The organism is Mesorhizobium sp. WSM4828, from assembly GCF_055811175.1.
Window position 1 is genome coordinate 101,636 of record NZ_JBVVQK010000007.1, and the last position, 15,106, is coordinate 116,741.

The window sequence follows — 15,106 nt, forward strand, 5'->3', positions numbered from 1 at the left end:
GGGTCCGGCGTGGACCAGATTGTCAATCTGCCAAAGACGGAATCCGCTTCCGCCATCGAGACGGCGCTCGGGCCCGACCACCAGGGCCTGAAGACAAAACGCCGTCGCGGTTGGCTTTACGCAGTGTTCGCACTGCTTGCCGTCGCCGCGAGTGTCGTCGGCTACCAGTGGTATGCGGGCTCGCCCGCCAAGATCGAGTATACCACGACACTGGCCGCCATGGCCGACCTTACCGTCGCGGTTTCGGCTACCGGCACGCTGCAGCCCCTCACCCAGGTCGATATTTCCAGCGAACTCTCCGGCGTCGTCCGCTCGGTCTCGGTCAACGAGAACCAACTGGTGAAGAAGGGCGATGTGCTGGCCGCGCTCGACACCGCCAAGCTGGAGGTGCAGATCGAGCGCGCCCAGGCCTCCGCCAAAGCAGCGGCGGCGAGTGTCGAGGACGCCACCGTGACCCTGGCCGAAAGCGAAAAGGCGCTGGCGCGCGCGGCGCAACTGACCAAGCGCGGCATGGCGACGGACCAGTCGCTTGAAGCGGCAACCGCCACGCGCGACCGCTCGAAGGCGGCGCTCGATATCGCCAAAGCCAACCTCGCCATGGCCAATGCCGATCTCAAGGCGCAGCAGACGGATCTTGCCAAGAGCGCCATCTACGCTCCGATCGACGGCATCATACTGACGCGCTCGGTCGATCCCGGCCAGACGGTCGCCTCGTCGCTGCAGGCGCCGGTGCTGTTCGTCATCGCCGCCGATCTGAAGAACATGGAGCTGAAAGCTGCGGTCGACGAGGCCGACATCGGCGCCGTCAAACCCGGCCAGCATGCGCGCTTCACCGTCGATGCCTTCCCGGAACGGCCATTCGACGCCGAAATCCGCGACATCTCCTATGCCTCGGTCACCACCGACGGCGTCGTCACCTACAATGCAAGGCTGGATGTCGACAATAGCGAGCTTCTGTTACGGCCCGGCATGACTGCCACCGTCTCGGTCATCACCAAGCAGGCCAAAAACGTGCTAACCGTGCCATCGATCGCCTTCCGCTACCGGCCGGCGCAGACGGCGGAGCGCGGCTGGAGCCTCACCGACCTGTTCACCGGTCGCATGGGACGCCCCGGAGGCAACCGCCAGCGCCAGGCGGCGACGAAGCCCACCGACGGCTCGCGCACGCTCTACTTGCTGGAGAATGGCCGGCCGCACCCGGTCAACGTCAGGGTCGGCTCGACAGATGGCGAACTGACCGAGATCGTCTCCGGCCTGGAGGAAGGCGTACAAGTCATTACCGCCTCGCAGCAGCGAAGCTGATCGTGGCATCGGGCGCGACCACCCTCATAGGCTTCGACAAGGTCTGGAAAAGCTATGGCCAGGGCGAGGCCCAGGTGCACGCGCTGGCCGGCGTCGACCTCGCCATCAGGCGCGGCGAATTCGTCGCCATCATGGGCCCGTCCGGCTCGGGCAAATCGACGGCCATGAACGTCATTGGCTGCCTCGACACGCCGACGGCCGGGACCTACAGCTTCGAAGGCATCGACGCCGGCCGTCTCGACCGCAACCGCCGCGCTCAGCTGCGCAACCTCTATGTCGGCTTCGTCTTCCAGGGCTATAATCTCTTGCCGCGCACCACGGCGGCCGAGAATGTCGAACTGCCGCTGATCTATCGCGGCGTCGGTGCCCGCGAGCGCCGCGGCCTTGCCATGCAGGCACTTGCCGAGGTCGGCCTTGTCGGCCGCGAGCATCATACGCCGGCCGAGCTGTCCGGCGGCCAGCAGCAGCGCGTGGCGATCGCCCGCGCCATCGTCACCAAGCCGACGCTTCTCGTCGCCGACGAACCGACCGGCAATCTCGACACCGCCCGCACGCACGAGATCATGGAACTCCTGACGCAGTTGAACAGCGAGCTCGGCCTGACCATCGCCATGGTCACGCACGAAGCCGATGTTGCCGGCTATGCGCAGCGCACGATCCGTTTCCTCGATGGCCATGTCGCCTCGGACACAGCCAGCCTCGAGATGGCCTAGCCATGATCTGGGAAACCGTCCGCCTCTCGCTCCGCTCCATCCGCCGCAACGTGCTGCGCTCGTTCCTGACGTTGCTCGGCATCGTCATCGGTGTCGCCGCCGTCATCGCCATGCTGACCATCGGCTCGGGCACCACCGAGAAGGTCAAGTCCGATATTTCCAAGCTCGGCAGCAACCTGCTCGTCATCCGTTCCGGCCGCCCTGCCGGGCCGGGTGGCCCGGGAGGGCTCGATCAGGTGGTCCGACCGCTGGGCGACAAGGACCTCGCAGCGCTTGCCGCGCATCTGGACGGCGCGCGCGCCATCTCGCCGGCCTCGCAAAAGCAGGTACGCGTCATTTTCGGCACCGAAAGCCTGACCTCGGGCGTCACCGGCACCGACAGCGCCTATCTCGATGCCCGCGACTGGAAACTGGTTTCGGGCCGCCCGTTCAGCGATTCGGAAACCCGCTCGGGCACCGGCGTCTACCTCATCGGCGAGACGGTGCGCCAGCAGTTCTTCGGCGCCGGCGACCCCGAAGGCGAGATCATCCGCGTCAACCGCACCTCCTGCAAGATCATCGGCTTGCTCGAACCGAAGGGCTATACCGGTTTCGGCCAGGACCAGGACAATGTCTTGCTGATGCCGCTCGCCGCCTATCAGCGTCGCATTGCCGGCAACCGCGACATCGATTCGATCTATGTCGCCGCCGACGACCGTACGCCAACCACGGTGCTGCAGACGCGCGTCGAGGACATCTTGCGCGACACGCGCCGCATCACGCCCGACCGTGACGATGATTTCTCGATCCGCGACATGACCCAAATCGCCGATGCCATGGCCAGCGCGACCACCACCATGACTGGCATGCTCGGTGCCGTCGCCGGCGTCAGCCTGCTCGTCGGCGGCATCGGCATTATGAACATCATGCTGGTGTCGGTAACCGAACGCACGCGCGAGATCGGCATCAGGCTCGCTATCGGCGCCCATGAAAAGCATATCCTCATCCAGTTCCTGGTCGAGGCAACCGTGCTGTCGCTGCTTGGCGGCATCATCGGCATCCTGATCGGCCTGGCCCTTGCCGGCCTCGCCTCGGTGACGCTGACGATCCCGTTTGCGCCAAGCCCGGCGGTCATCCTGCTTGCAGTCGGCTTCTCCGCGCTGATCGGCATGGTGTTCGGCTTCTTCCCGGCGCTGCGCGGCGCGCGGCTCAATCCGATCGACGCGCTGAGGCATGAATAGAGCGTTGCAGCAAATGTCGCCTCGCGACGCTGCCAATTTTATGTGCAACCTGCCCTTGTCGCAGCACAATCTTCAATGATAACAATGCTGTTGGGGACTAAGGGGGAATAATGGATGAGCAAGAAAGGGCGACTGGCTCTGGCGATTGTGATCGTCGAATCCGCCTTGGCAGGGCTTTGGTGGAATTTGATCCGTTATGGAATGGACAATCCCGATCGCGTCACCGCTGACTTCCAGCAGGTAATTGGGCAGACGATGGGAACGGCGATGGGGGCGCTCCTGGGTCTCGGCGTGCTGTTGTATTTTGTCGCTGGCCGTAGCGACCGCAAGGCTATTGAAGGCAGGTGGCGACGTTAGAGTCGGAATCCTTGCCCGCAAAGTGCCATTCGATCAGCGGTCTCATATGCGGCATCAAGCCGTCCGGCAGGTCGGCTGCATTGCGGATGATGACGGGGCCTTCGATTTCAGGCTCTGATTCGGCCGCGACGAAAGCGCTGATCCGCTGTGCCAGGTCGTCGGCGGAGGCCCTCTCGCGGTAGCGGCGAAAGATCACCGTGCCGCTTGTCGTCGACAGGGCGAAATGGCGCCTGCCGCGTGTCGCGCCTGACAGGTCGAGGCCGGTCTCTTCGCGCACCTCGCGGATCATGTTGAAGTCGACATCGACAAGGCCGTCGCGGAAATCGGTTGGCTCGAACGAACCGGCGGCGAAGTAGACGCGCCCGGCATTGACCGTATGCGGCGCCATGCGGATCGCCACCAGCGCATTGTCGCCGGCGACCAGCATGGCATGGGCATAGGCATGCTCGGCCCCGGCCACCTGTCGATTGCCGCGCCAAAGCATGAAGGTCGAATAACGCACCGCATGGCAGCGGCCGACGAGGCGATTGTCGCGATAGCTGAGTGCGGAAAGCAGCACCACGGTGCCGTCGAAAAGCGCCGGCCTGGCTGCGGTCTCACGCCGCCAGTTCGTGGCGATCGCCTCGGCATTATCGCGTTCGAACGGATGCGGCCCGGGATCGAGCCTGACGTCGATGGCATCGACGGGCAGGATGACGTTGCGCGGCAGATCGAAACTCACGCCGTTCTCACGCCATGTCGAGGGCAATTGTTACCGGGCAATGGTCGGATGCCTTCGGCCGGTCCCACCCGGCGCGTGGGAAGCGCTCGACCTCCTGGCCCGCCGGAAATATGGTCCGCCAGGGCTGGCCATTGCGGATGATATCGGGAACGGCGGTGGCGTTCTGCCTGGCTAGCGCCCTCGACAGAAGGATGTAGTCGAGCTGGCAGAGATGCCGCTCTTCCGGTCCGCGTGTGTGATAGAAAGTCCAGCGGTCCATTTCCGGCCGCCGCTCGACCGCGTTTTCGCAAAAACCGCCGGCAGTGAGCACGTCGATGCAGGACCGGGTCTCGTCGATGACCTCGAAGCGATAGCCGTCGACGGCATCGCCGGTAATCTTCACGCGCTGCCGGTAGTCGTTCATGTCGCCGCAGATTGCCCAGCGCTTGTCGGCGGCATGGTCCTTGCCGAAGCGCTCCTCGATGATCCGGCGCACCGCTTGCGCCTCGGCGATGCGCAGCGGCATTGTTGCTTCACGGCCGTCGAGGCCGTTGCGGGGCGAGCCCATCGACTTGAAATGCACGAGATAGAGCGTCAACGGCGCGCCGGCCACCGTCAGATCGATTTCCAGGCAGTCGCGCCGGAAGATGCGCTCATTGGCCTGATGTCCAAGTGCTGCCAATTCCGCCGTGTGCAGCCCGAATTGCTCGAACGTGACATAGGCGTAGCTGGTCATGCGCACGAATTCGATCGGCTGGCCCTGCGCGGTCTCGTTGCGCATCATCACGGCGACGTCGATGCCGCGCGAATCATTGCCGGCGGTGGTGTATTTCTGCCGGTAGCCTTGCCCCACCATCTTGAACAGATAGCCGTATTCGAAGGCCCTCAGCGCCTCGATATTGTCGACCTCCTGCATGCAGATAATGTCAGCGCGGGTGGCCGCGATCGCCAGTGCCGTCAACTGCCGCGTGTCGTCGGACTGCGCGATCGCCCGCGCCTGCTCGAGCATCTTGTATTCGGCCTCGCTCTGGATGTCGAAAAGCGCCAGCGTGCGGTCCTCGTTGAGCTGATTGCGGTATCCGGAATAATCAAACCTGTTCATCAGGTTTTCGACGTTAAAGGTGGCAAGGCGCAGCGACATGGCTTTGACCTTTGCCCGCAAGCGCGCCCGAAAACAAGTGCGCAGAAACCAAGCGGCTCTGATTGATCGCGCGCTCGCCATGGTTGACGGAACCTTTTTGTTCATCTTCCGTTCAGATGGAAAGTTCCATCAATGGGCCCTTCCCCCGGGGTATTCTGGGCGTGGGGCCTGAACCTTCGGAGAGTGCGATGAAACCGCTCTTTTTATCTTCCGTCGGATCCGGGCTGATGGCCCTCGGTCTGATAGCCGGCCTCTCGGCCCCCTCGCTTGCAGGGCCGATGCCCAAACTCCTGCTGCCGGTGGCGGGCAATGCCGCCGACATCGTGCAAATTCGTGAAGATTGGGCAGGCGGCAATGACAGGCAGATCTGGCGTTGGCGCAATCGCGGCTTTCGGCAATGGCACGGCGACAATGATTGGAGATGGCGGTCCAACAATTTCCGCGGCCGTCATTTTTCGAGACACTGGGACAATGGCGGCTGGGACGACAGCTGGCGCTGGCGCCACCATCGCCGCCATTACCGCCATTACCGCGGCGGCTACTATGATGATGGTGCGGGCGCCGCGATTCTTGGCTTGGGCCTGGGGCTCGGCCTTGGCAGCCTGTACAACAGCTACAACTACTACGACGCGCCGCCACCGCGCCGCTATTATCGCGCAGGGCGGCTGTCCAGCGCGCATGTCCAATGGTGTTACAATCGCTACCGGTCGTACCGCGCCTGGGACAATACCTTCCAGCCCTATTACGGGCCGCGCCAGCAATGCTACTCGCCCTATAGGTAAGCAGGCCGACAACAAGCATCATTCGGCGCCGTGCTTCGCGGCGCCATTTTCTTCCAGCCTGGAACTGCGAACATCGCCCAGTCCCGACTGCTGATAACGCTATTTTTATCAGGCAGGTCTAATAATCCTCCCGATCAGAACGCTCGAGACGCGAAAAATGGCTGGATTGCGTGCGATGGCCGAGGACGAACAGAGGGACAAACGCCGGCAGCGCGTCTTCAAGGGCGCGACGATCCTGACCGGCATGAGCAATTCCGAGGTCACATGCACGCTGCGCAACATGCATGCCGGCGGCGCCGAATTGAAGGTCTCGATCGACGCGCGCGTGCCCGATGAGTTCCTGCTCTATGTCCCGACCGACGGCGTTGCCTACAAGGCGGTGGTCCGCTGGCGCCGCGAGGACCGAATCGGCGTGATGTTCACCGGCACCCAGCCAAAGCCCAGTTGGCATTACGGCTGAGATCTCCCCTGCGCTATCCGGGTGGCAGGACTTGCAGTGTCTGCTCGTCAAACAGCGGCTCTTCCTGGCCGACACGAACGAACAGAAGCTTTCGCAGGTCGAGTGATTGCACCTCGAAATACTGAATGCCGTCCGGGGCTTCGCCCCATTCGCCGCAAGGCGGTTCGCCGACCTCGTCAGGGTTAGCGACGGCGTTCAACTCCTCACGATAGGCGGCGTCGGGACTAAAGATGTATCGCATGATGCCTACGGGCGTCGCCGCGTCGGTGTAAGGCATGAGCACGCAACGTGTGCTGATGGCTTTCCCGGCCTTCTCGGTAAAAATGCGCTGCAACGCAGCGTCGGCGGCTTCGCCCGGCAGCATATCGAAGACTTCGACGACGGGATCGACCGGCCCGCCGTCGCTGTATTTGATGGCAAGAGCATTGCCGCCAAGCTCGAAATAAATCTGGCGAAAACCGAAATCGCAGCGCTGCACCCAGGCAGCCAGCCCGACATCCTTGTCCGCCAGCCGTTCCCAGCTGCATTTGTCGACAGGCGGACGCGACGGCTTGCTTTGGTCGGCATGAGCGCCGGTTGCCATGGCCATAAGGACCGGCAGGGCGAAGATGCAGGCCGGCAGTCTCTTGCTATTCATCGCTACAACCCGTCAAGCTAAAGGCGTCCCAGGCTGAACCATCGGGATTGGCATTGGCGAAATCGGGCCATTCGGTAAAAATCGCGCCGAAGTCAGGCAACAGCAACCCCGCCGGTGCCGGCGAGGCTTCGCGGGAACTCAACTGCTCGGCACCGCCTGCGTTGAACGCATAGACCTGCCCGTCCCACACTCTGCACAGCCCGGTGCCGTCCTCGAGACCCGCCTCACGATCGTCGTCGGTGCAGGTGTGCCGGATCGTGCCCACAGGAAACGAGTACTTGCCATTGATCCAGGTGATGTCCGACGGCAGACGAAGGTCGGTGTTGGGCACGATCAGCGAAAAGACCTCGGTCGTCAGCGCGGCCGGCTCGTTGTTGATTGGCCGGAACTGTATCGTCGCTCCCGAACGCGGCTCGCGATAGGTCGCATGGCTGAGCGAACATTCTGTTGCGTTCGCTGCTTGCAGCAGGCTCAGCATGCTCAGAAAAATAGCTGCTGCTTTGCGGATGATCATTTAAGTCCCTTGGAGCAGCATCATTGTGAAGTTTGATGCTTTAGCATGGCCCCCGGCCACGTCGAAAAGAAAGAATCGATGATGCGAAATCTCTTGATGCTTACTTCGGTCCTAGCATTTTCGTGCGGCCACGCCTCCGCCGCGGAACAGTATGTGGGCACATGGTCCGGGGACAGATCGAACTGTACCGCCGTTGCGGATGTTCAACGCCAGACTGTCTACACATTGTACCGCGACGCGCTGTCGGTCCCTGCTCTCGGCTGCGAACACGCAACGTTCCTCAAGACGCCAACGGGCTGGGTGGCGCGGGCCAGCCAATGCTACGGATCCGACCCGTCGGCCGAAGAGCCGTTCTCCCGTATCGTCCATATCGTTGGCAATGGGGCGACGGTAAGATTGACCTGGCCTGGCTTCGACAGCGGAATTCTTGTCAGATGCTGACGACAGGTGCCTTCTTCCGCTGGATATGCAGCATAGGACAGCAGTTTCAGATGACGCCTACCAGCAGCGCGGCTCCACCGAGGAAGCCAGCGGCGCAGACCCACAGGAGCCAAAGCCCGCTCACCCTGCATTCGAGAACCGCTGCAGCCGGATTGGCGGGATCGTAGTGGACCTCGACCTTGTCGCCCTCGAGGTAGCGCTGCGATTGACCGCTGACGAGGCTCGGCAGCGAAGCCGTCACGTTTGCCCCGAAAGCGATGCGATCGGCGGCGTAGCGCTGGCCGGCAACGCTATAGCTGTAGACGATGCGGGATTTGAAGACTGTTCGCCAGGGCCGATAGCCGCCTCCGGACCTGTCGCGGGTCTCGAATTTCTGCAGGCCCGAGGCATCGATGCGTCCTGCCGTGATGGGCCATTTGGCCGCCTGTTCCGCAAGTGACTTCTGAGCAAAGCCCATGCGTAGGACAAACAATCCCATGAAAAGCAGCAGGGCAGCCGCGCCGAGGTTCTGCGGCTTGGGCAAAAACGGCCGAATCGCTTCGAGGACGCCGCCGACGGCGAAGACCAATACCAGCGCGCCGACCACCAGTCCGGCCGAAAGCTGGACCATGAATTTGAAGGAGCCGTCGGGCATGGTGCGTTCGATCACGGCCTTGGCTGGATCGGCCGGATTGTAGAAGACGGTTACGCCGGCCCCGTTTGGAAATTTCGCAAGGGTTTCCGCCACCGCAAAGTTTCCAAGGTTCTCCTGCACGCTGTAGTGCGAACTGCGAAACTTCTTGCCGTTCACCTTGTATTCGAAGGTGATCGCCGGGAAGTTGCGCATCTCGGTCGCCCCTCTGCTGTCCGAACCGGATCCCGAACTGGTCACCTCGCGAGCCTCGACCCGCGACGAGATGATCTTTCCCGGCGTCGGAGACCAGCGGCTGGCCGCCCTCACCTCCCACCACTTCAAGAAGGTAACGAGGGAGAGCATGCCGGCAACCGCGCAGGCAAACCCGACCAACAGAAATTTGAGTTCCAAGTCTCACCCCCTTGGCACTTTTGTGCCATGCCCCGCACAGGCATATCACGGTGATCAGGAGAGTGCGCCTGTCCAGAAGCCTGGAAACCACACAATCTTGATGCAAAAAGGCCGGCGGATCGCTCCACCGGCCTTTCTTGATCGGCAATGAAATTGCGATCAGTTCTTGGCCTTGTCGACCAGCTTGTTCTTGGAAATTCCCGCGCGCCCGCAGGGCGAAGCCCGAGGACGCGTAACGAAACGAACGTGGATTTCCTTCAGTTCTTGGCCTTGTCGACCAGCTTGTTCTTGGAAATCCACGGCATCATCGCGCGCAGCTTGGCGCCGACTTCCTCGATCTGATGGCTGTCGTTGTTGCGGCGGATACCCTTGAAGCGCGCCATGCCGGCGCGGTATTCCTGCATCCATTCCGAGGTGAACTTGCCGGTCTGGATATCCTTCAGCACGCGCTTCATCTCTGCCTTGGTCTCGGCGGTGATGATGCGCGGGCCCGAGACGTATTCGCCCCATTCAGCGGTGTTCGAGATCGAATAGTTCATGTTGGCGATGCCGCCTTCGTAGATCAGGTCAACGATCAGCTTGACCTCGTGCAGGCACTCGAAATAGGCCATTTCCGGCGCGTAGCCGGCTTCCACCAGCGTCTCGAAGCCGGCGCGGATCAATTCGACCAGACCGCCGCACAGCACAACCTGCTCGCCGAACAGGTCGGTCTCGCACTCCTCGCGGAAATTGGTCTCGATAATGCCCGAGCGGCCGCCGCCGACGCCGCAGGCGTAGGAGAGCGCCAGGTCGAGCGCATTGCCCGAAGCGTCCTGGTTGACCGCGACCAAGCACGGCACGCCGCCGCCCTTCTGGTATTCGCCGCGCACCGTATGGCCGGGACCCTTCGGCGCGATCATCACGACGTCGACCGAAGCTTTAGGCTCAATCAGGCCAAAATGCACGTTGAGGCCGTGGGCGAAGGCGATTGCCGCGCCATCGCGGATGTTTGGCGCGATCTCGGATTTGTAGATGTCGGCCTGCAGCTCGTCGGGCGTGGCCATCATCATCAGGTCGGCCCACTTGGCGGCATCGGCTACGCTCATCACCTTGAGCCCGTCGGCCTCGACCTTCTTGGCGGTCGCCGAGCCGGCCTTGAGGCCGATGGCGATGTCCTTGACGCCGGAATCCTTGAGGTTAAGGGCATGCGCCCTGCCCTGGCTGCCATAGCCGATGATGGCGACCTTCTTGCCCTTGATCAGGTTGAGATCGGCATCGCGATCGTAATAGACACGCATTTTTCTTCCTTCCCGTTTTGAACCAGAGCATGATGCCGAAAGGTGTGAAGCGGTTTTCGGACGACATCATGCTCCATCTCTAGGTGTAGAGCCGGATTCAGATTTCAGGTCGATTCGACCTGAAATCATCCGGCTCTATGGGCCTTGCGGCCCGGTTTTTGCCCCGTAAAGAGCGAGAAACTGCTGCGTCGCCCGGACGGCATCGCCGCCGATCGCCGCATCAGTCAATTCCAGCCGGTCGCCAAGCAGCAGGCGGATCTGCACGTCACGGGCGACCAGCCCGAAAAAGGTGCGGAACGCCGTCTCAGCGTCGGAAAACTCGAGGAAACCAGCTTCCTTGCCTGCCTCCAGCACCGGCTTAAGGCGCCTGGCCAGCGCGAAGCGGCCATTCTCCAGCACGATGGCGCCAAGATCGTCCTTCCCCGAACTAGCATGGCCGACCGCCACCCGGTTCAGCGCAATCGACGTATCGCTGGAAATCACCTTGAGCCAGTCCGAAGCGAAGCGTTCGAGGCTCGCCGTCAGCGAAGCGAGGTCGAGCCCTTTGCGGTCGACCGGCACTACCCGCACCTTGGACGCCTGCCATTGTACCGTTGCCGTCAACAGCCCGTCGCGATCGCCGAACCATTTGTAGAGCGTCTCCTTCGAGCAGCTCGCCCGCCGCGCCACGGCGGTCATGGTCAACTGATCGCCCTCTTCGACCAGCAGGCGAAGGGCGGCGTCGAGCACGTCCTTCTGCCGCTCCGTCAGCGCCTCGCTGGTGTCGATGTCGGTCACAGCGTGCAACACAGTCTTTCCTCAAGAGGCAAACTCACCCGCAGTTCAGATACGAGATCGACGGCGTACCGTACGTTACGGTTCGGCTTATGGCGTATTGCCCGACCCGGCGCAAGCCCCTATTTCTGTAGCGCGCTCCATGCGGGGCATCACGGGAGACATGGATCATGCTCACCGGATTGCTTGCCTTGACCGTTGCCGCAGTGTTCGCGGGCGCGGCTATCTACGTCAGCGTCGCCGAGCAGCCGGCGCGGCTTCGCCTCGATGACAAGGCATTGCTGCAGGAATGGCAGCCTTCCTACAAGCGCGGCGCCGCCATGCAGGCCTCGATCGCCGTCATCGCCTGTATTCTGGGGCTCGTCGCGTGGTGGCTGACCGGCAATCTCGCTTATCTGGTCGGCGCCGTGCTGATCATCCTGCCTTGGCCATGGACGCTGCTGGTGATGATGCCGGCAAATAGGTTGCTGGAGGCGATGGACGCGAACTCCGTCAATCCTGAAGCTCGGACATTGATCGTCAAATGGGGCAATCTGCATCTGGTCCGCGTCGGGCTTGGCGTTCTGGCGACGTTGGCATTTCTCTGGGCCAGTGCCTGACCTCGCAGGTTCCACGCCATCTTCGGCATGTCATTCCGGAGCGGGCGGATCTCGCAGGTGCCCAAGCAGAGCTGACAGCCCATCGAGCTCATCATTGGAAAGCCGTGAGCCGACCAACTCCGCGATTGACCGGCCGTAGACAGCCCACATGCGGCGGCGCGTCTCGCGTCCCTTGTCTGTGACGCGGACTGTTTGCCCGCGGCCGTCATCGGCAACTGGAAGCTTCTCGACCTGCCCGTCGGCTTCGAGCCGCGCCAGCAGCCGGGAGATGTTGTACTGCGCAAACAGCGTGCGCTCTGTGAGTTGGAACGGCCGCAATCCGCCCTCGCCCGCCTCGGCAAGCTCATGCAGGACGTCGTACCAGGCAAGCGGCGGCAGGCCACTGTCCTTCAGCGCGTCCTCGGCTCGTTCCAACAACTGGCGCGAAACTCGCATCAGGCGGGCCCAGGCCTTGATGGCTGGAGGTGAAGGAATCCCGGTCATGATTGCATCGTAAGCGATAGATGCAATTGCATCAAGCTTGACGATCAATGCAAATGCATCTAGATAGATGCAATCGCATCAATCACGAGAGGCAATACCGATGAAGCATGAAATCTGCAAGATCGCCGACATTCCGGAAACAGGCAGCCTCATCGCTCCGTTTTTCGGCCGCGAGGTCCATGTCTACCGCAGCGGCGAGCGTATCCGCGCCGCCGCCAACGTCTGCCTGCATTTCGGTGGCCCGCTCGACTGCAAGGACGGCAAGCTCGTCTGCCAGTGGCACGGCGCCTCGTTCGACATGGCAAACGGTGATCGCCTCGAAGGCCCGGCGCCGAAGGGCTCCCGCCTGATGTTCCTCTCCACCCGCGTCGAGGACGGCGTCTTGAACTATGTCTGGGGAGAGTGAGATGACCGACAAGCTCACTCTCGTCAGCCATCATCTTTGCCCCTATGTGCAGCGCGCGGCGATTTCGCTTCGCGAAAAGGGCGTGCCGTTCGAGCGCATCGCCGTCGATCTCGCCAACAAGCCTGCCTGGTTCAAAGCGATATCGCCGCTCGGCAAGGTGCCGCTGCTCCGCGTTGAGCATGACGGTCAGGAGACGGTGATCTTCGAATCGGCGGTTATCCTCGAACTCCTCGAGGAAACCCAGCCCAATCCGCTTCATCCTGCCGATCCCTATGTTCGTGCCCGGCATCGCGCCTGGATCGAGTTCGGCTCGGCAATCCTCAGCGCCATCGGCCGCTTCTATTCAGCGCCGACCGAAAGCGCCTTCCTCGCCGAAAGCGGGGCTCTGTCGGCAATGTTCGATCGCCTGGAAGTGGAACTGGCGAACGGCGCGGCCGGGCCATGGTTCGCCGGCGAGCGCTTTTCGCTGGTCGACGCGGTCTACGGGCCGATTTTCCGCTATTTCGACGTCTTTGACCGGATCGGCGATTTCGGCATCCTGGACGGAAAGCCGCATGTCGAGGCTTGGCGCAAGGCACTGCACGAACGCTCATCCGTGAAGAACGCGGTCGCTCCCGATTATGCGCAACGCCTCCATGCATTCTTGCAGGCTAAGGGTTCGCACCTTTCGGAAATCATCCGCCAAGGCGATTCGACCATAGCGCTTCCGCAAGCCCGATCGGCTTGAACGGATCGGCCACGCGATCACCGTCGCGGCAACAAGCTGCGGGGGAATCTGTGTCAGCCTCGCCACCCGGCACTGTTTCTGGTCAGGTCGTTGTCTTCGGCTTTTCGGCTTCAGCCCTCGGCAGCATCGAAAACCTTCCGCGCCTCGCGTACAGCGCCGTGATTGAGCTCGGCCCATTGGATCAGCTGATGCAAGGGTCCAAACATCGAGCGCCCGAGATCGGTGAGGCTGTATTCGACGCTCGGCGGTTTGGTCGGAAAGACCTGGCGATGCACATAGCCGTCGCGCTGCAGATCGTGCAGCGTCTGGGTGAGCATGCGCTGTGAAATATCGGGCACGAGGCGCCGCAACTCGCCAAAGCGGTACGGCTTCTCGGCCAAGGCCTCCATCAGCAGCGAACTCCATTTATTGCTTATGCCCTGGATCACGTCGCGAACCGGGCAATCCGCAAGGTTTCCGCCACCGCTGCCTGCTTTATATATCTCGAGCTTCGATCTCAGATTGACGATCTTGCCGTCCATGGCTGGTTCCCTGGGTGTGCCTACCTCCCGCAAAACTGCCTTCTTTACGAGGATGGGTCAATTCCTATTTTAGTGCTGGTCTCTTTTTGAGACTAACATATGAACCCGCCGCTTCGGCGCAACGTCAGGACCTTTCATGACCGACACCCTTCTTGTCACCGGCGCCTCCGGCCAGCTTGGCCGCGGCGTCATCAATCATCTGCTTGACACGCTCAAGGTCTCGCCTCAGCGCGTCATCGCCGCTACCCGCAATCCGGAAAATCTGGCCGATCTGGCAGCCCGAGGCGTCACCATCAGGACGGTCGACTTCGACGACACCGCATCGTTGGCCAGTGCATTTACCGGCGCCGACAGGGTTCTGATCATTTCGACGAACGAGCTCGCCCTTCCGGGCAAGCGCCTGAAGCAACATGAGGCCGCGGTCGCCGCCGCAAAGAGCGCGGGCGTTTCGCATCTGCTCTACACATCGATGCCCAACCCGGAGCCGGGATCGCCGGTGCTGTTTGCGCCCGATCACCACGGCACCGAGCAGGCGATCAAGGCGAGCGGTATTCCCTACACCATCTTCCGTAACGGCTGGTACCAGGAGAACCTGTTCATGGCGCTCCCGCACGCGATCGCCTCGGGGCACTGGTACACATCCGCTGGAGACGGCCGCATTGCCCATGGCGCGCGCGACGATATGGCTGCCGCGATCGCCGCCGGCCTCGCTTCGAGCGCAGCCGAAAGCACGACATACACGCTGACCGGGCCCAAGGCCCACACGATGGCCGAGATTGCAGCCCTCGTCACCGAGGTCACCGGCAAGCCGATCGAAGTCGTCCAGCTTTCGGATGAAGCGCTGACCGAGGGATTGAAGGCAGCCGGCGTTCCCGAGGCTTTCGCCCCTGTTATCGTTTCCTTCGACACCAACACCCGCTCCGGCCGCATCAGCATGGTGACCGACGCGGTCGAGACGCTGTCCGGCAGGAAGCCGCAGCCGCTAAAGCAATTTCTTGAAGCAAACAAGGCGGCTCTGGTGAGCTGAG

General features: G+C 62.3%; 19 protein-coding genes. 10 read left to right on the forward strand and 9 right to left on the reverse strand.

The genetic code is table 11. From position 1 onward, the window contains the following. The first annotated feature begins 9 nt into the window (after positions 1 to 9). The 4 genes from AC0L2X_RS10750 to AC0L2X_RS10765 all read left to right on the forward strand — a co-directional run bounded on the left by AC0L2X_RS10750 (position 10) and on the right by AC0L2X_RS10765 (position 3,592). Positions 10 to 1,302 (forward strand): efflux RND transporter periplasmic adaptor subunit, encoded by a 1,293-nt coding sequence (locus tag AC0L2X_RS10750; RefSeq protein ID WP_473557439.1) that lies wholly within the window; start codon positions 10 to 12, stop codon positions 1,300 to 1,302. 2 nt (positions 1,303 to 1,304) lie between these two features. After that, a complete protein-coding gene (locus tag AC0L2X_RS10755) occupies positions 1,305 to 2,015 on the forward strand; it encodes an ABC transporter ATP-binding protein (protein WP_473557436.1) in 711 nt (236 codons plus the stop codon). Between the two features lie 2 nt (positions 2,016 to 2,017). Then, on the forward strand, positions 2,018 to 3,235 hold the full coding sequence (locus AC0L2X_RS10760) for an ABC transporter permease (RefSeq protein WP_473557434.1): 1,218 nt from the start codon (positions 2,018 to 2,020) through the stop codon (positions 3,233 to 3,235). A 114-nt stretch (positions 3,236 to 3,349) separates the two neighbouring features. Further along, positions 3,350 to 3,592 (forward strand): hypothetical protein, encoded by a 243-nt coding sequence (locus AC0L2X_RS10765; RefSeq protein WP_352490270.1) that lies wholly within the window; start codon positions 3,350 to 3,352, stop codon positions 3,590 to 3,592. Here the strand turns inward: AC0L2X_RS10765 and AC0L2X_RS10770 are convergent. Then, entirely contained in the window at positions 3,567 to 4,313 is a 747-nt protein-coding gene (locus tag AC0L2X_RS10770) for a hypothetical protein (RefSeq protein ID WP_473557431.1), read from the reverse strand. The genes AC0L2X_RS10765 and AC0L2X_RS10770 overlap by 26 nt on opposite strands. Positions 4,314 to 4,320: 7 nt before the next feature. After that, the gene (locus AC0L2X_RS10775) at positions 4,321 to 5,433 is read right to left on the reverse strand and encodes an endonuclease/exonuclease/phosphatase family protein (RefSeq protein WP_473557429.1); all 1,113 of its coding nucleotides are present in this window, start codon (positions 5,431 to 5,433) and stop codon (positions 4,321 to 4,323) included. A 188-nt stretch (positions 5,434 to 5,621) separates the two neighbouring features. Here AC0L2X_RS10775 and AC0L2X_RS10780 point away from each other — a divergent pair, with 188 nt between their 5' ends. Next, positions 5,622 to 6,215 carry a BA14K family protein gene (locus AC0L2X_RS10780; RefSeq protein ID WP_352490274.1) on the forward strand — a complete coding sequence of 198 codons (594 nt, stop codon included), beginning with the start codon at positions 5,622 to 5,624 and terminating at the stop codon, positions 6,213 to 6,215. 175 nt (positions 6,216 to 6,390) lie between these two features. Beyond that, entirely contained in the window at positions 6,391 to 6,675 is a 285-nt protein-coding gene (locus AC0L2X_RS10785) for a PilZ domain-containing protein (RefSeq protein WP_352450131.1), read from the forward strand. A gap of 13 nt (positions 6,676 to 6,688) precedes the next feature. Here AC0L2X_RS10785 and AC0L2X_RS10790 read toward each other — a convergent pair whose 3' ends face one another. The 5 genes from AC0L2X_RS10790 to AC0L2X_RS10810 all read right to left on the reverse strand — a co-directional run bounded on the left by AC0L2X_RS10790 (position 6,689) and on the right by AC0L2X_RS10810 (position 11,357). After that, positions 6,689 to 7,312, reverse strand: coding sequence for a hypothetical protein (locus AC0L2X_RS10790; protein ID WP_473557427.1), 624 nt, complete (start codon positions 7,310 to 7,312; stop codon positions 6,689 to 6,691). Continuing rightward, complete coding sequence (locus AC0L2X_RS10795) at positions 7,305 to 7,826, reverse strand: hypothetical protein (RefSeq protein WP_473557424.1); 522 nt, start codon at positions 7,824 to 7,826, stop codon at positions 7,305 to 7,307. Before AC0L2X_RS10795 ends, AC0L2X_RS10790 begins: the two co-directional genes overlap by 8 nt. A 487-nt stretch (positions 7,827 to 8,313) precedes the next feature. Further along, the gene (locus AC0L2X_RS10800) at positions 8,314 to 9,291 is read right to left on the reverse strand and encodes a DUF3592 domain-containing protein (RefSeq protein ID WP_473557422.1); all 978 of its coding nucleotides are present in this window, start codon (positions 9,289 to 9,291) and stop codon (positions 8,314 to 8,316) included. 257 nt (positions 9,292 to 9,548) lie between these two features. After that, a complete protein-coding gene (ilvC, locus tag AC0L2X_RS10805; protein ID WP_473557420.1) occupies positions 9,549 to 10,568 on the reverse strand; it encodes a ketol-acid reductoisomerase in 1,020 nt (339 codons plus the stop codon). A 135-nt stretch (positions 10,569 to 10,703) separates the two neighbouring features. Next, positions 10,704 to 11,357, reverse strand: coding sequence for a TetR/AcrR family transcriptional regulator (locus AC0L2X_RS10810; protein WP_473557417.1), 654 nt, complete (start codon positions 11,355 to 11,357; stop codon positions 10,704 to 10,706). A gap of 155 nt (positions 11,358 to 11,512) precedes the next feature. Here AC0L2X_RS10810 and AC0L2X_RS10815 point away from each other — a divergent pair, with 155 nt between their 5' ends. Beyond that, a complete protein-coding gene (locus tag AC0L2X_RS10815) occupies positions 11,513 to 11,941 on the forward strand; it encodes an anthrone oxygenase family protein (protein ID WP_473557416.1) in 429 nt (142 codons plus the stop codon). A gap of 30 nt (positions 11,942 to 11,971) precedes the next feature. On the opposite strand, the gene AC0L2X_RS10820 is transcribed toward AC0L2X_RS10815, so the two are convergent. After that, a complete protein-coding gene (locus AC0L2X_RS10820; RefSeq protein WP_473557414.1) occupies positions 11,972 to 12,424 on the reverse strand; it encodes a MarR family winged helix-turn-helix transcriptional regulator in 453 nt (150 codons plus the stop codon). A gap of 100 nt (positions 12,425 to 12,524) precedes the next feature. Here AC0L2X_RS10820 and AC0L2X_RS10825 point away from each other — a divergent pair, with 100 nt between their 5' ends. Next, positions 12,525 to 12,830 (forward strand): Rieske (2Fe-2S) protein, encoded by a 306-nt coding sequence (locus AC0L2X_RS10825; RefSeq protein WP_473557411.1) that lies wholly within the window; start codon positions 12,525 to 12,527, stop codon positions 12,828 to 12,830. A gap of 1 nt (position 12,831) precedes the next feature. Then, positions 12,832 to 13,557 carry a glutathione S-transferase family protein gene (locus tag AC0L2X_RS10830; RefSeq protein WP_473557409.1) on the forward strand — a complete coding sequence of 242 codons (726 nt, stop codon included), beginning with the start codon at positions 12,832 to 12,834 and terminating at the stop codon, positions 13,555 to 13,557. A 110-nt stretch (positions 13,558 to 13,667) separates the two neighbouring features. On the opposite strand, the gene AC0L2X_RS10835 is transcribed toward AC0L2X_RS10830, so the two are convergent. Then, positions 13,668 to 14,078, reverse strand: coding sequence for a winged helix-turn-helix transcriptional regulator (locus AC0L2X_RS10835; RefSeq protein ID WP_352466906.1), 411 nt, complete (start codon positions 14,076 to 14,078; stop codon positions 13,668 to 13,670). Positions 14,079 to 14,214: 136 nt separating this feature from the next. Between AC0L2X_RS10835 and AC0L2X_RS10840 the strand changes: the two genes are divergently transcribed. Further along, positions 14,215 to 15,105, forward strand: coding sequence for an SDR family oxidoreductase (locus tag AC0L2X_RS10840; RefSeq protein WP_473557407.1), 891 nt, complete (start codon positions 14,215 to 14,217; stop codon positions 15,103 to 15,105). Position 15,106: the final 1 nt, after the last annotated feature.